The organism is Corallococcus terminator (assembly GCF_049194865.1).
Taxonomy (GTDB): domain Bacteria; phylum Myxococcota; class Myxococcia; order Myxococcales; family Myxococcaceae; genus Myxococcus; species Myxococcus terminator_A.
Genome location: NZ_JBLZWL010000056.1, coordinates 109,124 through 130,619, shown reverse-complemented (window position 1 = coordinate 130,619; position 21,496 = coordinate 109,124). Strand labels below are relative to the sequence as shown.

At 68.6% G+C, this 21,496-nt stretch carries 18 protein-coding genes; 7 read left to right on the top strand and 11 right to left on the bottom strand.

The window, feature by feature from the left end; translation table 11 throughout:
* Positions 1 to 38 precede the first annotated feature (38 nt).
* From ACN469_RS18685 to ACN469_RS18675, 3 genes are read right to left on the bottom strand one after another with little or no spacing between them, the layout of a single operon-like run.
* The gene (locus ACN469_RS18685; RefSeq protein WP_498769777.1) at positions 39 to 608 is read right to left on the bottom strand and encodes an imm11 family protein; all 570 of its coding nucleotides are present in this window, start codon (positions 606 to 608) and stop codon (positions 39 to 41) included.
* 28 nt (positions 609 to 636) lie between these two features.
* Positions 637 to 1,422, bottom strand: a complete 786-nt coding sequence (locus ACN469_RS18680; protein ID WP_498769775.1) for a glutathione S-transferase family protein — start codon at positions 1,420 to 1,422, stop codon at positions 637 to 639.
* Positions 1,423 to 1,433: 11 nt separating this feature from the next.
* Positions 1,434 to 1,676: a hypothetical protein gene (locus tag ACN469_RS18675; RefSeq protein WP_498769773.1), complete on the bottom strand. Its 243-nt coding sequence runs from the start codon at positions 1,674 to 1,676 to the stop codon at positions 1,434 to 1,436.
* On the opposite strand from ACN469_RS18675, the gene ACN469_RS18670 reads away from it, so the two are divergent.
* From ACN469_RS18670 to ACN469_RS18660, 3 genes are read left to right on the top strand one after another with little or no spacing between them, the layout of a single operon-like run.
* Positions 1,669 to 2,277: a YdeI/OmpD-associated family protein gene (locus ACN469_RS18670; protein WP_498769771.1), complete on the top strand. Its 609-nt coding sequence runs from the start codon at positions 1,669 to 1,671 to the stop codon at positions 2,275 to 2,277. The genes ACN469_RS18675 and ACN469_RS18670 overlap by 8 nt on opposite strands.
* Before the next feature lie 19 nt (positions 2,278 to 2,296).
* Complete coding sequence (locus ACN469_RS18665; RefSeq protein ID WP_498769769.1) at positions 2,297 to 3,058, top strand: ABC transporter ATP-binding protein; 762 nt, start codon at positions 2,297 to 2,299, stop codon at positions 3,056 to 3,058.
* Positions 3,059 to 3,060: 2 nt separating this feature from the next.
* Positions 3,061 to 3,867 carry an ABC transporter permease gene (locus ACN469_RS18660; RefSeq protein ID WP_498769767.1) on the top strand — a complete coding sequence of 269 codons (807 nt, stop codon included), beginning with the start codon at positions 3,061 to 3,063 and terminating at the stop codon, positions 3,865 to 3,867.
* A 4-nt stretch (positions 3,868 to 3,871) separates the two neighbouring features.
* Here the strand turns inward: ACN469_RS18660 and ACN469_RS18655 are convergent, their stop codons facing one another.
* Complete coding sequence (locus ACN469_RS18655; RefSeq protein WP_498769765.1) at positions 3,872 to 5,953, bottom strand: prolyl oligopeptidase family serine peptidase; 2,082 nt, start codon at positions 5,951 to 5,953, stop codon at positions 3,872 to 3,874.
* A gap of 199 nt (positions 5,954 to 6,152) precedes the next feature.
* On the opposite strand from ACN469_RS18655, the gene ACN469_RS18650 reads away from it, so the two are divergent.
* On the top strand, positions 6,153 to 10,361 hold the full coding sequence (locus tag ACN469_RS18650; RefSeq protein WP_498769763.1) for an MG2 domain-containing protein: 4,209 nt from the start codon (positions 6,153 to 6,155) through the stop codon (positions 10,359 to 10,361).
* A gap of 42 nt (positions 10,362 to 10,403) precedes the next feature.
* Here the strand turns inward: ACN469_RS18650 and ACN469_RS18645 are convergent, their stop codons facing one another.
* The 7 genes from ACN469_RS18645 to ACN469_RS18615 form a co-directional block, all read right to left on the bottom strand.
* Entirely contained in the window at positions 10,404 to 11,132 is a 729-nt protein-coding gene (locus ACN469_RS18645; RefSeq protein ID WP_498769761.1) for a 2OG-Fe dioxygenase family protein, read from the bottom strand.
* Positions 11,133 to 11,239: 107 nt separating this feature from the next.
* Positions 11,240 to 11,968 (bottom strand): SitI6 family double-CXXCG motif immunity protein, encoded by a 729-nt coding sequence (sitI6, locus tag ACN469_RS18640; protein ID WP_498769759.1) that lies wholly within the window; start codon positions 11,966 to 11,968, stop codon positions 11,240 to 11,242.
* Positions 11,958 to 12,632 carry a SitA6 family polymorphic toxin lipoprotein gene (gene sitA6, locus ACN469_RS18635; protein ID WP_498769757.1) on the bottom strand — a complete coding sequence of 225 codons (675 nt, stop codon included), beginning with the start codon at positions 12,630 to 12,632 and terminating at the stop codon, positions 11,958 to 11,960. The genes sitI6 and sitA6 overlap by 11 nt, the downstream gene beginning before the upstream one ends.
* 52 nt (positions 12,633 to 12,684) lie before the next feature.
* Positions 12,685 to 13,509: a c-type cytochrome gene (locus ACN469_RS18630; RefSeq protein ID WP_498769755.1), complete on the bottom strand. Its 825-nt coding sequence runs from the start codon at positions 13,507 to 13,509 to the stop codon at positions 12,685 to 12,687.
* A gap of 15 nt (positions 13,510 to 13,524) precedes the next feature.
* Positions 13,525 to 14,643: a metallophosphoesterase family protein gene (locus ACN469_RS18625; RefSeq protein WP_498769753.1), complete on the bottom strand. Its 1,119-nt coding sequence runs from the start codon at positions 14,641 to 14,643 to the stop codon at positions 13,525 to 13,527.
* A 13-nt stretch (positions 14,644 to 14,656) separates the two neighbouring features.
* Positions 14,657 to 15,976, bottom strand: a complete 1,320-nt coding sequence (locus ACN469_RS18620) for a cytochrome-c peroxidase (protein ID WP_498769752.1) — start codon at positions 15,974 to 15,976, stop codon at positions 14,657 to 14,659.
* Positions 15,977 to 16,170: 194 nt separating this feature from the next.
* Positions 16,171 to 17,544: a phosphatidylglycerol lysyltransferase domain-containing protein gene (locus ACN469_RS18615; RefSeq protein WP_498769750.1), complete on the bottom strand. Its 1,374-nt coding sequence runs from the start codon at positions 17,542 to 17,544 to the stop codon at positions 16,171 to 16,173.
* Between the two features lie 494 nt (positions 17,545 to 18,038).
* Here ACN469_RS18615 and ACN469_RS18610 point away from each other — a divergent pair, with 494 nt between their 5' ends.
* The 3 genes from ACN469_RS18610 to ACN469_RS18600 all read left to right on the top strand — a co-directional run bounded on the left by ACN469_RS18610 (position 18,039) and on the right by ACN469_RS18600 (position 21,495).
* Positions 18,039 to 18,770: a hypothetical protein gene (locus ACN469_RS18610; RefSeq protein WP_498769748.1), complete on the top strand. Its 732-nt coding sequence runs from the start codon at positions 18,039 to 18,041 to the stop codon at positions 18,768 to 18,770.
* Positions 18,767 to 19,354: a hypothetical protein gene (locus ACN469_RS18605; RefSeq protein ID WP_498769746.1), complete on the top strand. Its 588-nt coding sequence runs from the start codon at positions 18,767 to 18,769 to the stop codon at positions 19,352 to 19,354. The genes ACN469_RS18610 and ACN469_RS18605 overlap by 4 nt, the downstream gene beginning before the upstream one ends.
* A 215-nt stretch (positions 19,355 to 19,569) precedes the next feature.
* Entirely contained in the window at positions 19,570 to 21,495 is a 1,926-nt protein-coding gene (locus ACN469_RS18600; RefSeq protein ID WP_498769744.1) for a CBM96 family carbohydrate-binding protein, read from the top strand.
* Position 21,496: the final 1 nt, after the last annotated feature.

Genomic DNA, 21,496 nt, shown 5'->3' with positions numbered 1-21,496 from the left:
CGGGGCCGGCGCCGTTCGTGCGTCCGGAGCGTGGCGAGTCAGACCTCGGTGAACTTCGCGCCGGTGGTCCGCTCACGCTCCAGGGCTGCCTTGATGTCCTCGGAGACGATGAGGGCAACGGCCCAGCCTCGCGTGCGAAACACCTTGGCGTCGCCGACCTTCGACGTGTCGATGCGCATCCCGATGACGGACTTGTAGTCGCCGACTCGCTCGGGTTGGCCGTGCTCCGGCTTCCAGTACCGCACCTCGGCGGAAGCATTGTCGTCAATGCAGCCAATGAGCTTCGTGGCCACCAGGACCTGATACATGTCCAGGTGGCCTTTGATGGCCACGGGAACAAGTTGCACGTCGTCGGGCGCCAGCTCCGCGAAGAGGGTTGCTACCCGAACGTGGACAACGGGCGCGACCCCGAGTCCCGCGGTGCAGAAGTCCAATCGCTTCCCGGGCTCATCGATGGGAACCGAAAGATGCCCCTGGATGGCGATGGGTCTTCCCGCCGCGAACACATAGGGGTCATCCACTTCCTGGCCGTGTTCGTCCTGGACATCTCCCAGGTCCCAGTTCCCAGCTCGCATGTCTTCCGTCAGCCTGAAGTAGCGAACGGTCATCTCGGGTTCCGTCTCTACCTCACTTGCGTCACCCCACGCGGGACGCCGCGCCGCCGCTTCCGGAGCTCAACGCACGGGCCTGGGGGCGGCGGTGCTTCGCATACAGGTCGTCTCGCCACGCCAGCAGGTCGGGGAACTCGGCGGCCAGTGACTCGTGATGCCAGATTTCGCGCGTCCCCGGCCCGAGCGGCAGCCACGCATCATCCACCGGCCGCACGAACTGGAGCATCATGCACGCGGTGATGTCCGCGTAGGTGAAGCCGTCCTCCAAGTAGGGCCGTCCCCGAAGCTCCGTGCGCAGATGCTCCAGCGCGGGGATGGCCGTCTGTCGAACCTCCGTCTCCGGGTCCACCAGCGCCTTGTGCTTGCGTGCGATGAAGCGCGCGCCCAGCCGGGCCGTCGGCGCGGACACGCCCCGAAGGAAGCCCGGGATGAACGAGGGCAGGCTCTCCTCCTGCGCGCGCGGATTGTGGGGCAGGCGACTCACCACGCTGGAGCGGGCGATGCCCAACACCTGGTCGCTCAACGCCTCCCAGCGCTGGATGGCGGCCAGCGCGCTTTCGGGAAACAGGGCCGCTCCCTGCCCCAGCGGCTCCGCACGGCGGGCAATGGCGAACGAGCCCGCCGTCGCGACCTCCTCCTCGACGAACAACGGCACGGAGGGATGCGTGCCTTTCGGGGTGCGCCAGCGCAGAGCCAGTTCCCCGATGAGCGGCATGTGCTCGCGGTAGCGGTAGTCCACGCGGTGGTGGTCCAGCGCCCAGCGGGCCTTCTCTGTCCAACCCGAGTAGTGCATCCCGTAGAGAGTGCGCATGCGCCGGGACGCTACCGCCACCACGGGCTCCATGCATACCCACCTCGGGAGCTGAGCTGAGCGCCGCGCGAGTCCTCCGCCTCCTCGGCCCCGTGGTACAAGCCGGCCCCGATGAGCCCCGCCAAGAAGACCCCGTCCGCGAGGAAGAAGTCTCCGGCCACGAAGTTGCCGGCCGCTGGGAAGTCCGCTCTCGCGAAGCCCGCTCCCGCGAAGTCCGTGGCCTCGAAGACCACACCCGCGAAGTCCGTGGCCACGAAGTCCGCTCCCGCCACCGCGACACCCACGGGTGACCTGCCCATCGTCTTCTTCGCGAACGCGGAGGCCTTCGACGCGTGGCTCCAGAAGCACGCCGCCACCTCACGCGGCGCGTGGCTCCAGCTCTCCAAGAAGGGCAAGAGCCCCGTCTCGCTCTCCTATCAGGAGGCACTCGAAGTCGCGCTGACGTGGGGCTGGATTGACAGCCAGAAGGGCCGCTTCGACGACTCGGCCTACATCCTGAAATTCACTCCGCGCGGCCCTCGGAGCATCTGGTCGACCATCAATCGCGACAAGGTGCTCGCGCTCATCGACGCGGGCCGGATGAAGCCCTCGGGGCTGGCCGAAATCGAGAACGCGAAACAGAACGGACGCTGGGAGGCCGCCTATGACTCCCAGAGCAAAATCACCGTGCCCGCCGACCTCGCGGCGGCACTGGCCGCCAATCCCCGCGCGGAGGCGTTCTTCGCCACCCTCAACTCGGTCAACCGCTACGCGGTCCTCTTCCGCATCCACCACGTGAAGAAGGCCGAGACGCGCGCCCGCAAAATCGCCCAGTACGTCGAGATGCTCGGCAAGCACGAGAAGCTTCACAACTGACGCAGGACGCTCCACCGCCATGGCCGAACCCTCCAGCAACCCACCGGTGCTCTCCGTTCGCGAGCTCTGCAAGTCCTACGCGAGCACCGTCGCCGTGGATGGCATCTCCTTCGAGGTCGGCCGCAACGAAATCGTCGGCCTGCTCGGCCCCAACGGCGCCGGCAAGACGACCACCATCAACATGGTCCTCGGCGTCCTCGAGCCCACCTCCGGCGCCATCCACATCCAGGGCGTGGACCTCTCCAAGCGCCGCACTCAAGCGCTCGAGTACACCAACTTCGCCGCTGTCTACGCGCCGCTCCCCGGCAACCTCACCGTCGTCCAGAACCTGCGCTACTTCGGAATGATCTACGGCGTGAAGCGCGTCTCCGAGCGAATCGAGGCACTCCTCCAGGAGTTCGACCTCGTGCGCTTCCGCGACACCAGGTGCGGCGTGCTGTCCTCCGGAGAGCAGACGCGCGTCGCGCTCGCCAAGGCCATGCTCAACCGGCCCCAGCTGCTGCTGCTCGACGAGCCCACCGCCTCGCTGGACCCGTCGACGGCGCGCGACATCCGCGCCCGCATCCGCGACTTCACCGCCAAGGGCACCGGCGGCGTGCTGTGGACGTCTCACAACATGTACGAGGTGGAAGAGGTGTGTGACCGTGTCCTCTTCATGTCACGCGGCAAGGTGCTCCTCCAGGGAGACCCTCGCAAGCTGCCCCACGAGCACGGCAAGGCGACGCTGGAGGAGCTGTTCATCACCGTGGCCCGCGAGCCCCTCGCACTGGAGCACCCCTAGCCATGCGCCTGTCTCGCGCCGCCGCCATCGTCCTGCGCCAGTTCTACCTGCTGCGCGGAAGCCCCTCGCGCGTCTTCCCCCTCTTCGTCTGGGTGGCCATCGACATCGTCCTGTGGGGCTTCATCACCCGCTACCTCGGCACCATCACCAGCGAGCCAGGCATGGACCTCCTGCCCGCGCTGCTCGGCGCGGTGCTCCTCTGGGACTTCCTCACCCGGGTGATGCAGGGCGTGACGATGGCGTTCTTCGAGGACGTCTGGTCGCGCAACTTCCTCAACGTCTTCGCCACCCCGATGACCATCACCGAGTACGTCACCGGGCTGGTGCTCTCCAGCATCGCGACCAGCTCGGTGGGGCTCGTCGTCATGATTGTCGTCGCGGGCGCGGTGTTCGGCCTGTCGATGCTCGTCTATGGCGCCATGCTGGTGCCGTTCCTGCTGGTGCTGTTCCTGTTCGGAATCGCGCTCGGCATCATCGGCACGGCGGTGGTGCTGAGACTGGGGCCCTCCGCGGAGTGGTTCATCTGGCCCATCCCCGCGCTGCTGTCCCCGTTCGTCGGCGTCTTCTATCCGCTCTCCACCCCGCCCTCGTGGATGCAGGCCATCTCCCGACTCCTGCCCCCGTCGTACGTGTTCGAGGGCATGCGAACCATCGTCTCCGGTGGCTCGGTGTCGTGGTCGACGGTGCTGATGGGGGGCGGCCTCGCCGTGCTCTACATCCTGCTGGCCGCCCTCTTCTTCAACCGCGTGTTCCGCCACGCCGTGCGCACGGGCCTCATCGCCCGCTACAGCGCGGAGAGCGTGAGCTGAGCGCTCAGTCCATCAACTGCTGCGAGAGATAGACGTGGTGCAGCGCCCACCGGCGCGCGTTGAGCACCGGGTCCGAGTCGTTCGAGTGCCCGCCGTCCGTGTTCTCGAAGTACAGATACGGCAGCCCCATCGCCTCCAGCTTCGCGGCGAACTTGCGCGCGTGGCCCGGGTGCACGCGGTCGTCCTTCGTGTTCGTGGTGATGTACGGCTTGGGGTAGCGCACGCCTGGCTTGAGGTTCTGGTAGGCGGAGTACTTCGAGATGAACGCCGCGTCCTCGGGGGCGAACGGGTTGCCGTACTCGCCCACCCACGACGCGCCGGCTGGCAGCTTCGGGTAGCGCATCATGTCGATGAGCGGGCTCTCAATCACAACCGCGTTGAGCAACTCCGGGTGCTGCGTCATCACCACGCTGGTGAGGACCCCGCCGTTGGAGCGGCCGTAGATGCCGATGTGGCTCGGTGACGTGAGCTTGCGACGGACCAGGTCCTCCAGCACGGCGGCGAAGTCGTCGAACGCCCGCTGACGCTTCTCGCGCAGCGCGGCTTGATGCCAGCGCGGGCCGAACTCACCACCGCCCCGGATGTTGGCGACGACATACGCGCCACCTCGCTCCAGCCACAGCTTGCCCATCTCCGGCAGGTACATGGGCGGCTTGGAGACCTGGAAGCCGCCGTAGCCGTACACCACCGTCGGCGTGACACCGCCCGCCTTGGGCTTCAACGGCCGAACCAGGAAGTACGGCACTCTCGTCCCGTCCTTCGACTTCACCCAGAACTGCTCCACCCGGTGCTTGGAGGCATCGAAGCGCGCCGGCAGTGACTTCACCTGCTTCACCGTGCCCGCCGCCGCGTCACCGAGCCACAGCGAGTTCGGCTCCAGGAAGCCCTCCGCGCCCGCGAACAGCTTCTCGTGCGAGGACGACGTGGCGACAATCTCCACCGACGCGTTCTTCGGCATCGCCAGCCGCTTGCGCGTCCAGCGGCCCTTGTTCGACGAGTAGACGTCCAGCGCGCCCTTCACGTCCTCGTACAGATTGACGAGCAGCCGGGTGCGCGTGGCCGACACGCGCTCGATGGCCTGACGCGGCCCGGGCTGGAAGATGAGCGTGGGCTTCGCCTTCGCGGCGTCCTGCTTCAGCGCGTCCAGCGACCAGGCCAGGAGCGCGCCCTGCTTGAAGCCTCCCCAGTCCTCTTCGATGGTGAAGACGACCTGCCCCTGGACGAACGCATGGAACGACACCTTGCGCGGAAAGGGCAGCCGCACCGGCCCGGCGTCCCCGAGCAGGAACAGCTCCGACTCGTAGAACGTCACCGCGCGATTGATGAGCACGCCCTGGAGCTGTCCGTCCGCGTCGTGCAACACGGTGGGCGAGGAGGACACGTCCGTGCGCTCGCCTCGAAACACCTCGGTCGCCTGCTCCACCGGAGTGCCGCGCTTCCAGCGCTTGAGCACGAACGGGTAGCCGGACTCGGTCAGCGTGTCACCGCCCCAGTCCTGGCCCACGAGCAGCGTGTCCACGTCCAGCCACGACACCGACTGCTTGCCCTCCTTCAGCCGGAAGCCACCCTCGACGAACTGCTTCGTCCCGGCGTCGAACTCGCGCGACTCCACCGCGTCCTTGCCACCGTTGGAGAGGGAGACGACGCACTTCAAGTCAGCGGGCGGCAGGCAGTCACTGCCCTTCCACACCCAGGGCGCGCCCTCCTGCTTCGCCAGCGCGTCCACGTCCAGCACCGTCTCCCAGGGGATGGTGGCGCTCGCGTAGCCCTCCGTCGTCGTGTGCCGCCACTGGCCGCGAGGGTTCGTCGCGTCCTGCCAGAAGGTGTCCACGCCCCCGGCTCGAAAGGCGGGCGTGGGGATGCGGTCCGTGGCGGTGAAGATGCGCAGCGCCTCCGCCTTGAAGGGCTCGAAGCGCGGGTCCTTCTCCAGCACCGCCTCCGTCTTCGCGTTCTGCGCGCGCACCCACTCCAGCGCCTTCTGCCCCTGCACCTCCTCCAGCCACAGGAAGGGGTCTTCTTCGACCGCCATCGCCGAGGAAGCAGTCAACAGCCCGGTCAGCAGCGGCGCGACAAACAACCTGCCCATGTCCTCATCTCCTGGTGCGGTGCGGTGCGGCGAGCCCTCCAACACGGCCCGCCAGCGCCCATTCCGGTGGGTCAGCTTCGCCCAACCCCACCTCCCGAGCCACCCGCGCACCGTGGCCCCTATCGAAGACACACCGAGTCCTGTTCAGCTTGAGTCCCTCACACAGAACTTCCCGCCAGTTCAGCCGTTCAGAGCCCACATGACCCTCCCTGTCCCGCGCCTCCGACGGGTGCTCCGCACCCTGGGCCTCGCCGCGTCCTTCCTGCTGGTGCCAGGCCTGGTGCTCGCCGCCCGCCCCAACGCTCCGTCTCCCGCGGGGCGCGACCGCCCCCTCACCTTCGTCTCCACCGACAAGCCCTTCTATCGTCCGGGCGAGTCCGTCCTGGTGCGAGGGCTCGTGCTCCAGGCCCTCACCCACAAGCCGGTTACTGGCGGGGTGAACGCCCTCATCGAGGTGCGCGGCCCCCGGGGAGACCTCATCGCCCAGGGCCGGGTGGTCTCCCCTGAGACGGCCTGGGGCTACTCGTGGCCCATCCCCGCCGGACAGGCCGGTGGCGAATACACCCTGCGCATCAGCGACCCCTGGACGGCCGGGGCCCCGGTGGAGCGCAAGTTCGAGGTGCGTGCCTACCGCGCGCCCCGCCTGAAGACGCAGGTGAAGTTCCTCCGCGACGGCTACGGCCCCGGGGACACCGTCACCGCGACGCTCGACGTGACGCGCGCCGAGGGCGGCGTGCCCGAGACGGCGAAGGTGTCCGCCACCGCGCTCGTCGACGGCGTCAGCGTGGCCCAGGAGACCTGCGCGGTGGACCCGCAGGGCCGCTGCACCGTCCGCTTCAACCTGCCGAAGGCCATCGAGCGCGGCGAGGGGACGCTGGCCTTCACCATCCAGGATGGCGGCGTGGTGGAGACGGCGGCGAAGACGATTCCCATCCTCCTCCAGACGCTGGACCTGGCGATGTACCCGGAGGGCGGTGAGCTGGTGGCGGGGCTGACGTCGCGCGTGTACTTCGAGGCGCGCACTCCCGCGAGCAAGCCCGCGGACCTGACGGGCGTGGTGCTGGATGTGAAGACGGGCAAGATTGTCGCCAACGTCCGCTCGGAGCACGAGGGCCGGGGCCGCTTCGAGCTCACCCCTCGCGCCGACACGAGCTATGCGCTGCGCATCGACTCGCCGGCCGGCATCAAGAAGACCTTCCCGCTGCCCACCGTGAAGGCGACGGGCGCGGTCATCCGAGCGCGGGAGGACGTGATTCCCCCGGGCGGACTGGTGCGCCTCGTCGTGAGCAACACGGGCGTGGGCCGGACGTCGGTTTCGCTGAGCCAGCGCGACGTGCGGGTGGCCTCGGCGGTGCTCGACGCGGATGACGAGAACCCCGTGACGTTGGACCCGGGCAAGGCGGATGGCGTGCTCATCGCCACGGTGTGGGACGCGGACGGGCGGCCCCTGGCGGAGCGACTGGTGTTCCGCCAGCCCGCGAAGGAAATCACGGTGGAGCTGAAGGCGGACCGCACCCGCTACGAGCCGGGCGCGCCCGTGGAGCTGACGGCGCGCACCCTGCGCGGCGGTGAGCCCGTCTCCGCGCTGGTGATGCTCACCGTCACCGACGACGCGGTGCTGCAGCTCCAGGAGAAGCGCGAGCAGGCGCCCTCGCTTCCGGTGATGGTGCTGCTGGAGCACGAGGTGAAGGAGCTGGCCGACGCGCAGCTCTACTTCGACAAGAAGAACCCGAAGTCGCGCCTGGCGGTGGACCTGCTGCTGGGAACCCAGGGCTGGAGGCGCTTCGCGTTCATCAACCCGCGCACCTTCATGTCCAGCCACGGAGACGCGGCCCAGCGCGCGCTCGCGATGCACGCGTCGCTGCGGTTGCCGGGCCTGCGCGACCCCGCGGACCGCAATCAACGCATGCCCAAGTCGCCCAGCGTCGCCAAGGGCGGCATGCGGTGGAAGAAGGCCCCTGAGATGCGCCATGAAGAGCGGGAAGAGGGCGAGGCCGATGGCATGGCCCTCAGGGATGACAACATGGACATGAAGGCCCAAGGGGCGGTCGTCCCCGTGGCCTCCATGGCGGCCCCTCCGGCTCCTCCTCCCGCTCCCGCGCCTGCTCCCGTTGTGGCCATGGCGCCAGAGATGCAGGCTCCGGCGGAGATCCAGATGCAGAAGATAGAGGTCCTCGAGGCGCCCCACGACGACGAGGCGCCCAGGAAGAAGAGGGCGCTCGCCAAGGAATGGCAGGAGCCGCTGCTGGTGGACTCGCCGTTCATCTACCTCCGCGAGTACGCGCACATGACGCGGCCGGGCCGCAAGTCCGGGGACCGGGTGGACTTCTCGGAGACGCTCTACTGGAACGCGGGCGTGCGCACCGACGCGCGCACCGGCGAGGTCCGCGTGCGCTTCGCGACCAACGACTCGGTGACGACGTTCAAGGCCACGGCCGGCGCGGTGGGCGACGGTGGTGAGCTGGGCTCGGCGGTGGCGGAGCTGGAGTCCTCGCAGCCCTTCTACGTGGAGCCGAAGCTGCCGCTGGAGGTGACGTCGGGTGACGTCGTCCGCCTGCCGGTGGCGCTGGTGAACGGGACGGACGCCACGCTGACGGGGGTCTCGCTGAAGGCGGAGCTGAAGGGCGACGTGAAGCTCAGCGGCAACCGGACCATGGACCTGGCCGCGAACGGACGCGGGCGGCAGGTGCTCTCGCTGGAGATTGGCCAGCAGTCGCAGCCGGTGGACCTGAAGCTCATCGCGAGCGCGGGCAACTACTCGGACACCGTCACCCGCACGCTGTCCATCAAGCCCCGAGGCTTCCCGGGCAGCGTGTCCTTCGGCGGGCTGCTGTCCTCGAAGAAGCCGGCCACGCACACCATCACCCTCCCCGACAGCGTGCTGCCCGGCAGCGTCCGCGCCACCATCGCCCTGTACCCGGGCCCCGTGTCCAACCTGACGGAGTCGCTCGCGCGCCTCATCCGCGAGCCGAGCGGCTGCTTCGAGCAGACCAGCTCCACCACGTACCCGATGACGATGGCACAGCAGTACTTCCAGACGCACACCGGGGTGGCCCCGGAGCTGGTGGCCTCCGCTCGCGAGAAGCTGGCGTCGGGCTACCAGCGGCTGGTGGGCTTCGAGACGAAGGAGCAGGGCTACGAGTGGTTCGGCGAGGCCCCTGGCCACGAGGCCCTCACGGCCTTCGGCCTGCTCCACTTCACGGACATGCAGCAGGTGCACGGAGTGGACACGCAGATGGTGCTGCGCACGCGGGAGTGGATGCTGAAGCAGCGGGATGGCCAGGGCGGCTTCAACCGCAAGCGCCGCGCGCTGCACGTCTGGGTGGAGGACCCCGACACGTCCAACGCCTACATCACCTGGGCGCTGCTGGAGAGCGCGCCCCAGAAGGCCGCCACGGCGAAGGAGCTGACGCGCGAGGTGGCCGCGGTGAAGCAGGCCGCGACGAAGAGCACCAACAGCTACGTCGTCGCCCTGGCGGCCAACGTGCTGTCGCTCGCGGGTGACAGCGCCGGGGCCCGGTCGCTGATGGGCCGGCTCGCGAAGCTCCAGGAGCAGAACGGCGTGGTGGGTGGCGGCACGCAGTCCATCGTCGGCAGCTCGGGGGACACGCTGCAAATCGAGACGACGGCGCTGTCCGTGATGGCCTGGCTGCGGGACCCTGAGTACCTGGGCAACGTGCGGCGCGCCATGAAGTACCTCGCCGAGTCCAGCGACGGTGGCCGCTACGGCGCGACGCAGAGCACGGTGCTCGCGCTGCGCGCCATCATCGCCTACGACAAGGCCCACGCGGCCAACCTCGTCCCGGGGAGGGTGCGCGTGTACGTGGAGGGCCGTCCGGTGGGTGAGGCGGTGAGCTTCACGGGCTCCGCGCAGGAGGCGCTCAAGCTGCCGGACGTGAGCAAGCTGCTCGGTCCGGGTGGGCGTCAGTTGGAGCTGCGCATGGAGGATGGCTCGGAGCTGCCGTACACGGTGGAGGTCACCTTCAACGCGCTGGTGCCGGACAGCTCCAAGGAGACGCAGGTGTCACTGGAGGTGGCCCTGGCGAAGCATGAGCTGACCGAGGGCGAGCCCACCGAGGCCCGCGTCATGGTCATGAACCGCACCGGCCAGCATCTGCCGACGGCGGTCGCCATCTTCGGCGTGCCCGGTGGCCTGGAGGTGCGGCATGACCAGCTCAAGGAGCTGGTGAAGCGCAAGCTGGTGGATGCGTACGAGGTGCTCGGACGCGACGTCGTCCTGTACTGGCGCGGCATGGAGGCGAAGAAGCGCATCGAGGTGCCGCTGTCCCTGGTGGCCGCGGTGCCCGGCACGTACACCGGTCCCGCGAGCCGCGCGTACCTGTACTACGCCGACGAGCACAAGGTCTGGTCCGAGGGCGTGAAGGTCTCCATCGCCCCGAAGCCCTGAGTCACTGAAGTCCGCGGAGTGCTTCCAGGGACTGCTTGTCGCTCAGGGCCCCTGGAAGCTCTTCGCGCGGAAGGTGAGCACCAGCGTGTCGCGGTGCCCCTGGGCGCCCACGGGTTGGATGGGCGTGCTCTCGTGGATGACGCGCTCGTCGTCGAGCAGCAGCGCGGACCATGGCTCCGTCAGCGTGAAGCGGATGCCATTGGGACCGGCGGCCTCGAACACGCGCGTCTCGCCGCCCTTGATGTCCTGGCGACCGACGAGCAGCACGACGACGAAGTCCACGCCGTCGCGGTGCGCGCCCTCGGGCGTTGGGCGGCCGATGCCATCCGTCGTGTCGATGCGGAACTGGTGCGACTCCACGTACCAGGTCTGGGGTCCCTTCAGCGCGGACGCACAGGCCGCGAGCTGGCTCAGCAGCCGGGGCCATTCGGGACGCTCGACGACGGTGGACGTCATCGGCTCGAACCAGCGCTCCAGGCCGCCGTGCAGCGCGTTGTACTCGACGGGCTGCCAGTGCGCGCGGTGGGGCACGGAGGTGACGGTGGCGCCGTCGACGATGAAGCACGAGTGTCGACGCGAGCGATACCGGCCACCGTCGCGGAGGTAGCCATCGGCGGGGAGGGCATCCCAGGTGGGCCGCCAGAGGTCCATCGTCGCGGCGGGGATGCCCACCAGCTCGGACAGGCCCGCGCGGTCCAGGACGGCATAGCCCCGGGCGCGCAGGGTGGTGAGTGCATCGGGAGGAGCGGAGATGGGCGGAGAGAAGCTCATGGGCGCGAGGACACCGTTGCCAGCGAGTCATCGTCCTTCCGGCCACCGTCGTCAACACTCGCGTCTCGTGCGGGCTCGTCGGTCCTCCAAGTGAAAGGCCCCCGAGGTCAGCGCACTGGCAGCTCACGGAAGCTCAGGCCCTCGAGCTTGAGCTGCTCCACGGCGTCCTTGAAGCGCTGGGTGACGACGAGCACCATCGAGTAGTTCCTCAAGCGCATCAGGTCCAGGTCCGGTGGCAGTGAGGTCGCATCGAGGATGGGCTCCTTGGGGAGGCCATAGCCTCGACGGCCGCACTTCGGACAAGGCGTCGCGAACCGCTCGGGAATGCAGTCACGGTGCAGCAGGCCTCGGTGCTGAATATCGAACTCCAGGAGTTCTTCGACACCCTTCGGACGAAAGCGCAGCGCCGTTCTCACGGTGCGCAGACCTCGGAGCCCCGTCGAGAGCAAGGGTTCGAGCACATCCTCGCGAACGAGCAGGGTGTCCCCATATTGGTGAACGAACGCTGAGAACGGTCCTTTGGCCGTCCCAACGAGTGGGCCAAAAGTCGCCGCAGGCTCCAGCGGGTCATCAGGGGCGACGAGGCCACGAACCTGGTCACGCAGCCGTTCGTATTCCGTGAAGTCCTGCTCCAAGCGAGCCTTCTCATACTTCTTCGCCTCTGGCAGGGCGGACAAGTCCACACCGGGGAAGTTCACGCCCGCTCCCCCCCAGATGGCCTTGCAGGTGGGGCAGTTCACGCCCGGCAGCTTCCATTTGTGCGCGCCGTTGTACTGACCTTTCAGAAGCGGTGAGTCCTCGGGGAGGAGATCGTAGAACCGGGTGTCAGTACTCAAGGGAGGGCCCCACGAGGAGATGGTAGGGCAGGATGGGCCCAATCAGGTCGAAGCGAACAATCAACTCCCGAGCGTACCGGTACATCTCCTCTTGGGTAGCACCTCGATTGATTCGCTGAAACTTCCTCCAGGCCTCATTCCAGGGCCCACCCTTCACACCATGGTGGATGCGGTGGTGCGTGTCGACGTCGATGAGCATCGTCTCCTTGTGGATGTTGATGCCACGGGACTCGAACCAGGACTTGAGGCCCTCCTCCTGGGGAAAGATGTGGTGCTTCTCGCGCGGCTTCGTCGCCAGCGCTTTCGCCATCTCCAGCAGTCGCTTCTGACTGGGCAGCAATTCCCGCCCGTACCAGCGAATGACGAAGACAGGCTGCGCATGCCCGGGAAGCCCCTGGACGTTGCCCCAGTTTCGCTGCGGTGAGTGCACCGCGCTCGGCGGCAGCACGAATGAAGCACCACGCGCCGGCACCACCCGGCCCCAGGACTCCACGTCCTCGCACCGATAGAGGGCACACGCCTCCGCCGCGCACAGGAACTTGACGCACGCGCCTTCCTCCAGCCGCGTGTACTCGTCCGGATACTCGTGCTCACTCTCGGGCGTCGGCGTCGTCGCGCATGACGTCAGCCAGACTCCCAACCAGCACCACAACCACCGCTTCATGACGCCCCCGGGCAGACCTTCCACCCGAGGGGTCATATCAACAGCGCGCGGCCTACTTCTTCCCGTACTCCAGCTTCGTGCCCTTCCGCTGCGCGTAGATATACGCCTCCATCGCGCGCAACCTCGGGTCCCCATCCGCGAGCGGCTTGCCGCGCACCGGGTTCTCGATGCACCAGTTGATCATGTCCCGCAGCAGCGCCACGCGGCCCAGCTGCACCTGGTACTTCGGATACGTCTCCGGATGCGTGTTCGAGGCATCCGGGTGGCACATGTCACAGGACACCGCAATCGTCCCACCCACCGCCGCCGCGTCGTGGAACACCCGGTGCCCCTCGTCCACGAACTGCTGCGTGGACGCCGCCCACACCGCCTCGTCTCGCTCCGTGAACGCGCCGTAGGAGTGCCCGTCCTGGATGTTCGTCCCCGCCTGCTTGCGGACCTCCTTGCCACCACTCTCCGCCGTCACCCCACCCTCGCGCATGTCCCCTCCCGTCGCGGGCTTCTGCGTCCCCATGGGCGGGTTCTTCTGCTGCGGCGCCTGCTTCTGTCCCTGCGCCACCCCAGGCGGAGGCGCCGGGTCCCAGTTCGCATCCGGGTTCTTCTTCAGCCACGTCTCCATCAACTCCGCCGACACCCGCGCCGCCTGCTCGCGCGTCAGCGACTGCCCCTCCTTGACGCCCTTCACCTCCAGCGACGTCTCCCCGTCACACATCCCCACCACCAGGTTGCCGTCCTTCGACACCGGCACCTGATGACGCGGCAGCTCCGTCTTCTGAAGAGACTCGGGGCGCGGCGCGGGACTCGTGGCCAACGCCACGCCCCCCGCGAAGGACAACAGCGCTCCGGCTCCCACCCACAGCTTCATCCGGTAGGTCATCGTGTCCCCTCGCGCTCAGTAGCTCGGAAGCTTCGTCCGGGGCGGCGCATCCTGCTTCCCGCTCGACGAGAGATAGCTCGCACGCACGGTGATGGGATTGCGCTCCCAGAGGTTGTACAGCTTGTCCACCAACCCCGACTCCAGCACGTCCACCCGTCCATCCCCACAGCCGTCGAACTGGCTGAACGGGTCCGGCCGATTCATCTGCACCGTGAGCTGCGGCAACCCCTCCGGCGCATACGGCCACGGCCACGCCGTGGACAGCATCCCGTGGAACTGGATGTTGTTGATGCGATTCGTCAGCAACTGGTGCGTGTGCCCATGGATGACCGTGACACGCTCGAAGGGCTTGAGCAGCGCCTGCACCTCGTCCGCGTCGTCCGTCCAGAAGTTCCAGGGCCGGTAGTACTTGTAGAGCGGCGAGTGGCTGAAGACGATGACCGGCGTCTTCTTGTCCACCTTCGCCAGGTCCTGCTTCATCCACTCGCGCTGCTCACCGCCCACCTCGAAGCGAGACTGGATGCCATTGTCCAGGCCCGCGACAATCTGCATCCGCTCCTTCGGCGTGAGCTTCCGCTCCGTCCAGAAGTCCTTCTCCAGAATCGAGTTCAGCACCACGAAGTGCACGCCCTTGTGGTCGAACGAGTAGTTCGGCGCGCCGAACAAGTCCCGCCACAGCTCCCCCATGTCGAGGAACCAGTCGTGCTCGCCCACCATCATCCGCACGGGCGCCTTCACGCTCTTGAGAATCTGCGCCCCCAGCTTCAGCTCACCCGCCTGCCCCAGCTGCGCCAGATCTCCGCCGAACAGCACGAAGTCCGGCTGCGGGTCCAACCCGTTGACGTCGTCCACCGCCTTCAGGATGGAGCGGATGAAGCGGTCATTCAGCTTCTGCTCGTACAGGTGCGTGTCGGAGATGTACGCGAAGGAGAAGCGCGGCCTGGTCCCCTGCGCCTCCGCCACGTTGACGAGCTGGAAGCTCTGCGGCGTCCTCAAGCCCATCCCCGCGACGATGCCCGCGGACATCCCCGCCACCCGCAGGAAGGCGCGCCGGTCCAACCGCTTCAGGCCCTCGAAGAAGGCGTCGCGTTCCTCGTAGTGCTTCGTCTCGATGCTTCGGAACTTGTTCCCCATGGACGGCGCCTCCTCAGGGCTGCTTCGTCGAAGCGGGTGAGGGTTTGGGCAGCGTCTCGGTGCCGTACACACCGATGTCCGCCGGGTTCTTCACCGACAGGTCCGGATTGGGCGCCAGGTCTCCCAGGTTGCCCTTCTTCCCCAGCGCCACCGCCGTGTCCCGCTCCGGCCGCTGGCCCTTGCGCGCACGCTGCCTCGCCAGCTCCTGACCGTTGTATTTCGTGAAGCGCTCGTCGGTCAGCGTGAAGAGGAAGGCCACCAGGTCATCGATTTCAGGCTCCGTCAGCCCCAGTCGCTGCATGCCTCCATCCAGGTACGGATTGGCCACCCCACCCTTGTTGTAGTGGTCCATCACGTCCCACAGCGTCGTCAACGAGCCGTCGTGCATGTACGGCCCCGTGATTCCAATGTTGCGCAGCGTGGGCGTCTTGAACGCGCCCACGTCGTTCTCCTGCTTCGTCACCAGGAAGCGCCCCAGCTCGGAGAAGCGCGTCTGCAGCGCCAGCTCGTCAATCTGCTTCTCGTCGCCCAGGCGGACCAGCTTCACGCCCTCGCGCGCGAGCTGCGGGAAGTCCTGCTTGTGCGCGGCGACGCCGATGTTGTGGAACTTCTGGTCGCTGAACAGCGGCGACACCGCGTTGCCCGCGTGACAGGAGTTGCACCGCGCCTTGCCGTTGAACAGGGCCCAACCCCGGCGCTCCGACTCGTTGAGCGCCTTCGTCTCGCCGTGGATGAAGCGGTCGAAGCGCGCGTTGCCGGAGAACTGCGTGCGCTCGAAGGCGGCGATGGCCGAGGCCAGGTCGTCGTAGGTGATGTCCCGCTTGAAGACGGCCTGGAAGGAGGTGACGTACTCGGGAATCCCCCGCAGCTTCGTCACCACCGCCTCCGGCGAGGGCATGGCCATCTCAATCGGATTCAGGATGGGCAGCTTCGCCTGGTCCTCCAGCGTGGACGAGCGCCCGTCCCAGAACTGCGAGGCATTGAAGAGGGCGTTGAGCACCGTGGGGCTGTTGCGCATGCCCTTCTGGCTCTTCACGCCTTCGGACACCGCCTTGCCGTCCGTGAAGCCCTTGTTCGGGTCATGGCACGTGGCGCAGGACGTGCTGTCGTCCAATGACAGCCGCTTGTCGTTGAAGAGCTTCTCTCCCAACGCCACCCGCTCCGGCGTCGGCGCCGCGCTCGCGGGCACCGACAGCTTCCACAACACGAGCGACACCCCCGATGGCAACGGTGATGGCGGTGGAGCCGAGCTCTGTGTTTCGGGCGCGGCGTGGCCCTCATGGACCCACAGCAACACGGCGAGCGACAGGGCAACGCCTGACGGCGTTCGCATGGTCACCCCTCCCAACCGGCAACGGACGACGCCGCGAGAAAGTCGCGGCGCCCGATGCCGGAACAGCTCTTTCAGGAAAACACCACTTTCCTCGGCCTGCGGTCCAGGAGACCGACGGAGGAGTGTCCACCTGTGGAAACCCACGGGGTCCGCGAGGCGGGTGCGGTGTTGAGTCCTGGAGGGAGCGCGGTGCGTCAGCGCGCGGGCAGGCGGAAGTCGCGCGCGCGGACGAGCAGCCCGGAGGCGGTGGCGGGCGCGAGCACGGCGGCGGTGATGACGAGCCAGTCCACCGGGCCCCTCGCGCGCCCCGCGTTGTAGGTGGCGGCCTGTACGAAGGTGAGGCACGCATCCGCGGCGGTGAGGCACACCAGCGCGGTGGCCAGGCTGTCGCGCCAGCGTCGCACCAGAGAGAAGAGCCCCGCCGCCAACCCCACGTCGAACAACACCCAACTCCACTGCACGCGCACCGAGGGGAACCAGCGCGTGGTGGCGGGCAGCGCCAGCAGCGCCGTCCATGGAATCAGCAGCACCGCCAGCCCATGCACCAGCAGCCGGGGCCGCCTCAGCAGTGTCGCCACGCCGAAGCGCACCAGACCGCCGCGCGCGAAGGCGCGGAGCGCGTCATACACGGCGAACAGTCCACCGCGCGGCTCGGGGTACGCGAGGTGGAGCGGCACCCACGCGTCTGGACGGAACTTCGCCTTGAAGGCGCGCAGGCCCTCGAAGTCGAACAGCGGCTTGCCGCACGCGCGCGCCAGTCGCAGCCATGGCCGCACGGGGCCCGAGAGCGGCGCCAGTCCCAGCGTCACGTAGCGCCTGCCCTCGGCGGAGGCCGCGCGCATCGCCGCGTCCACCAGGGCCTCGGCGGTGCCGTTGGGCGACTCGGGGTCTCTCAAGAGGTCCTGGAGGAACCAACCATCCCGCGCGTAGACGGGCGACACGAGCAGGACACCCATCAGCTCGCCCTTCACCTCCGCCGCGAAGGCGCGTCGCTCCCGCGCGAAGGCATCCGGACGCAGCTGCACCAGGAAGCCCATGGGCGCCATGCGACGCGAGGCCAACCAGCGCTCTCGCAGTCGCTCCAGGGCCTGCGTCGTGGGGTGCTGGGTATCCTCCAGCACGTGCGCGGGGAGCTCGCGCACCACGACGTCATGCGAGCGCGCGCGGCGGAGCTGCTCACGCAGGCTCCGGCTGCCGCGCACCACCGCCTCCCAATGCGAGGGCTCCCACACCGGCTGCTCGCCAATGGAGAGCGACTCCATGGGCACCCACTCCGTGAAGCGCGGCTCCGTGGCGAAGAAGCACACGCGCCGGCCCGCGCGTCGCGCCGCGTCCTGGAAGCCCGCCACCGCGCGCGCCAGGGACTCCGGCGCGGTGATGGGCGCGCCCGCCGCCACCCATGCGCCGCCCGTGTCCACGTACGCGACGAAGGCGTCCCCCGCCGGGTCGAACCAGTAGCGGAAGCCCGGCATCAACACCTGGAAGGACGTGGCGTTCCACCCGAACCGGCGCAGCAGCTCCAGTGCCCGCTCGCGCTCTTGTCCTCCTGCCTCGCCGTCGGCGTCCACGTGACTCGAGCTCCTCGGGCCGCCCAGGGCCCACCGGGTTCCTCGCACCGTGAGCCCTCCCGACGCCGACGATGCGCGCCTGGCGGGACCCTCCAGGGATGATGCCCACCTCGTGGAGACGTGTCTCACGCCGCGTCACTCGCGGGCAGCCCATGCCGGCCTCGACCATGAGGCGCACCGTGTCGGGCGGTGAGCTGGCCTCATACGCCACCGAGGGCGCTACACCTCCACGCGCGCACGCCCACTTCGCCCCCCGAGCGCTCGCCTGCCCAGCAGGAGTGGCGCGCGGGCCTCATCAGCCATCGCCACGACGCGGTGCGAAGCGGGCCATCCCCGCCCCTGCTGCCTCACACGCGCAGCGCCACGAAGCTCCGGGCAGGTCGCGAATGACCGCGTGAAACATCTGTCGACAGTTCACCAACTCGCGCGGTGCACGAGTCGACGCCGTGAAGCGACACGCTAGACACGGGGCCCCTTTCTCAGGAGCTCCCGGCTTGAGTCCTTCCAGACGTCCCGGTGCCCCAGGTGGCGCCGGGCACATCCCGCCCTGCATCCTCGCCGTCCTGCTGTTCTCCACGCCGTCCTCCGCCGAGCCCGTGACAGGCGTGCGCACCAACACCGCGCGCCTCATGGGCACCGACGCGGCCGAGGTCATCGACGCGCCCGTGCTCGGCCTCCAGCGCACCGCGCTGCCCCTGTTCGCGGGGCTGGCGGTGGACACCTCCGTCTACGCGGACGTGATGCTCGCGCCCAACGTGGGGCTGCGCTGGGCGATGGCGGCGGGCCCGCACCGCCTGGTGCTGGGCGCGCGCTACACGCACTTCGTCGGCGCCTCCGTCTACTCGAGCATCGTCGAGTCGGAGACGCCCTCCCTCAAGCGCTTCGAGCCGGAGCTGAGCGGCCCTTCCTTCTACGGCGTCTATGGCCTGGCGCTCGGCCCCCTGCTCGTGCAGGGCGAGGCGCGCTACGCGCACTACACCTCCGACTATCTGTCCTTCACGGGCGGCGTCGCCTTCAACTTCACGGGCCCCTGGTCCGTGGTGGGCGAGGCCGGCGTGCGGGTGAAGGGCGGAGCGACCCTCCGAGCCGCCGCGGGTATCCGCTACGGCGGAGAGCACCTGGGCTTCGGACTGGGTGCCACCTACGTGGACCTGAGCGACCCCGCCGTTCCGGGAGAGGAACTGCCCGTCCTCCCCGTCCTCGACATCTCCTGGACCTTCCGATGATGACCCGCGCGCTCCTGGCTTCGTGCTTCCTGGTGTTGTCCGGCTGCTCGGCTGAAATCGCCATCGATACCGAGCCCTTCGACGTGCGGGTGCCCGTCACCTCCGTCCTCCAGCCCGTCTACGCGGAGGTGGCATTGGACCTGCCCGAGGAGTCGGTGAACACCAAGGATTTGGACATCGTGGTGGAAGAAGTCGCCGCCACGCTCGAAGTCGTCAACCCGTCCTCGACGCTGACGCTGCGCACGTCCATGCGGCTGTCCTTCACCGGGCAGGCCACGCCGGAGGACCCCGTCCTCTACACGGACCTGAACCGGCCAGCGTACTACGCCCAGGCGGCGGAGATCCTCCCCGCACGCGAGTTCAGACCCAACACCCGCACGGCCGTGCGCATCGACAGTCCCGCGCTGAAGGACGCCGTGGGACGCAGGCGCGTCTGGTTCATCGTCAGCAACACCGTGGCGCGCGGGGACCTCGGCGCGCCGCAGCTTCCGGTGGAAATCCTGCTCGAGGACATCGTCTTCCAGGCCTTGCTCACCAAGCCGTTTCCGGGCCTCGGCGGTGCCCTGGAAGTCGGAGGACTGTAGCCCCACGCGCCACCCCGCGCGGCCCTCGTCACTTCCCTGGGATGGAAGCGCGCTGCCCTCGTCTCGTCCTCCGGGACGAGGCGAGCGTCGTGCCGCTCACCGCGCTCACCCGTGGAGCGCGGCACCCTCGATGCACAGCGAGCCCTCCACGAGTTTCAGGCCTGGGGGGATGGATGCGCGGAAGATGGAAGCCGGGATGGAGGGAAGCAGGTGCGGTGGCGGTCCTGGCCCTCCTCCCGCACTGTGGAGGCAGCACCTCTTCCCAGGGTGGCGAGCCCCTGGTGCGACACGATGACTCCTCGGTGGGCGGAGGCACCTTCGTCGCCGTCGCCGACGCACAGGTGGATGCCTCGCGGCCCGCGATGAACCTGGGCGCGGAGAGCCAGCTCTGCGTGGACCGGACGCCCACGGAGTACCGCACCTTCCTTCGCTTCCAGGTGAAGGGCCTGCAAGGCCGCGTGAAGCGCGCCACGCTGCGCCTGTACATCACCAATGGCTCGGAGGACGGTCCCGTCGTCCATCGCGTCGATGAGCAATGGCAGGAAGACGAAGTCACGTTCGACCGGCAGCCCGCGCAGGTGGGGCCGGCCCTGTCCGACGCGGGAGCGCTGAGCGCCGGAAGGTGGACGGAGCTGGACGTGACGAGCGCGGTGGCGGGCAACGGCCCGTTGAATCTCGGGCTCTACTCGACGGGTATCGATGGCGCGGACTTCAGCTCGCGCGAGGACAGCAACCCCGCCCTGCATCCACGCCTCGTGGTGGAGCTGGAGACGGCCGCCCCCAGACCGCCAGCACCCGCGCCGGACTGGGCGCACCACCGAGGCGGACAGGGGGACGAGCAGGTGCGAGTCATGGCCACCGCGGAGGACGGTCTCGACTTCCTCGTGGCAGGCGCCTTCACCGGCAGCGGCGACTTCGGAGGCGAGGTCTTCCAGGGTGAGCGAGGCCTCGTCGTGGCGCGCTATGGCTCGGACGGGGCGCATCGCTGGTCTCGCGCGTATGCCGTGGGTGAGCGGGTGGAGGCCACGGGGCTCGCCGTCACAAGCTCGGGTGAAGCGTGGCTGGTGGGGGCCTATCAAGGCGCACCCGACCTGGGCTCGGGTGCACTGCCGCGCATCGAGGAGACACCGGGAACGTCGGGCTTCTTCCTCCTCAGGCTGTCACCGGAGGGCGAGCCCCTCTGGTCCAAGGGCTTTCGCGCAGAGCACTCCCCGTCATCCTCCGGCATCAGCCGCACGGCGATGGTGCGCGCCCAGGCCGTGGTCATCGACTCGCAAGGCAGCATCGTCATCACCGGCCACTTCCAGGGGGAGCTGAGCCTGGGCCGAAACAGGCTCTTCGCGGACCCGGGCAACCGGACGCGGGATGACACCGCACCAGCCATCTTCCTCGCGAAGTTCCACGCGAGCGGCGCGCATGCATGGTCGCTCGCGTTTCCTGGTGGGGACTCGGGCACGCGCGCGGAGGCGCTCGCCACGGATGGCGCGGGCTTCATCTACGTGGGCGGCGACACCGACTCCTCGCTGCTGGGAGCCACCGCGCCACGGACGCCCTTCCTCGGAAAGCTCTCCGCCAACGGCACACCGCAGTGGTTCCGTGCGCTCAACGGAGCACGGGGCAGTGTTCGCGCGCTCGCGCCGCTCGCCCAGGGGGACGTGGCCTTCGTCGGTGACGTCAGCGGCAGGTTCTCCTTTGGCGGAGAGGCGCACGACGCGAGCGAGGACGTGCTGCTCGGAACGTTTCACGCGACAGCCGCGGACGGCTGGGTGCGAGTGCTGGGAGAGCTGGGCGCGGCACAGGCCCATACCCTCGGACTGAGCGCCGCGGGCGAGCTCGTCATCGGAGGATGGACACGGGATGAGCGGCTGGACCTGGGCGGCGGCGCGCTCGGAGCGTCCTCCGTCTCTCGCGGTGACGTGCTCCACTTCCTGGCGCGTTATGACGCCTCGGGTGCCCACCTCGACTCACGGGCCCTGGGAATCACCCACCCGGGCAACGTGGCGCTCCAGGTGACGCCTGGTGGTCAGGCGCGGGTCTGCATTCCATTCGAGGCCTCGCTGGCACCGGAGGACACGACGTACACCTCACGGGGCGAAGGAGACTTGCTGTTCCTCCAGCTCACCTCCGAGCCACGGCGCTGAA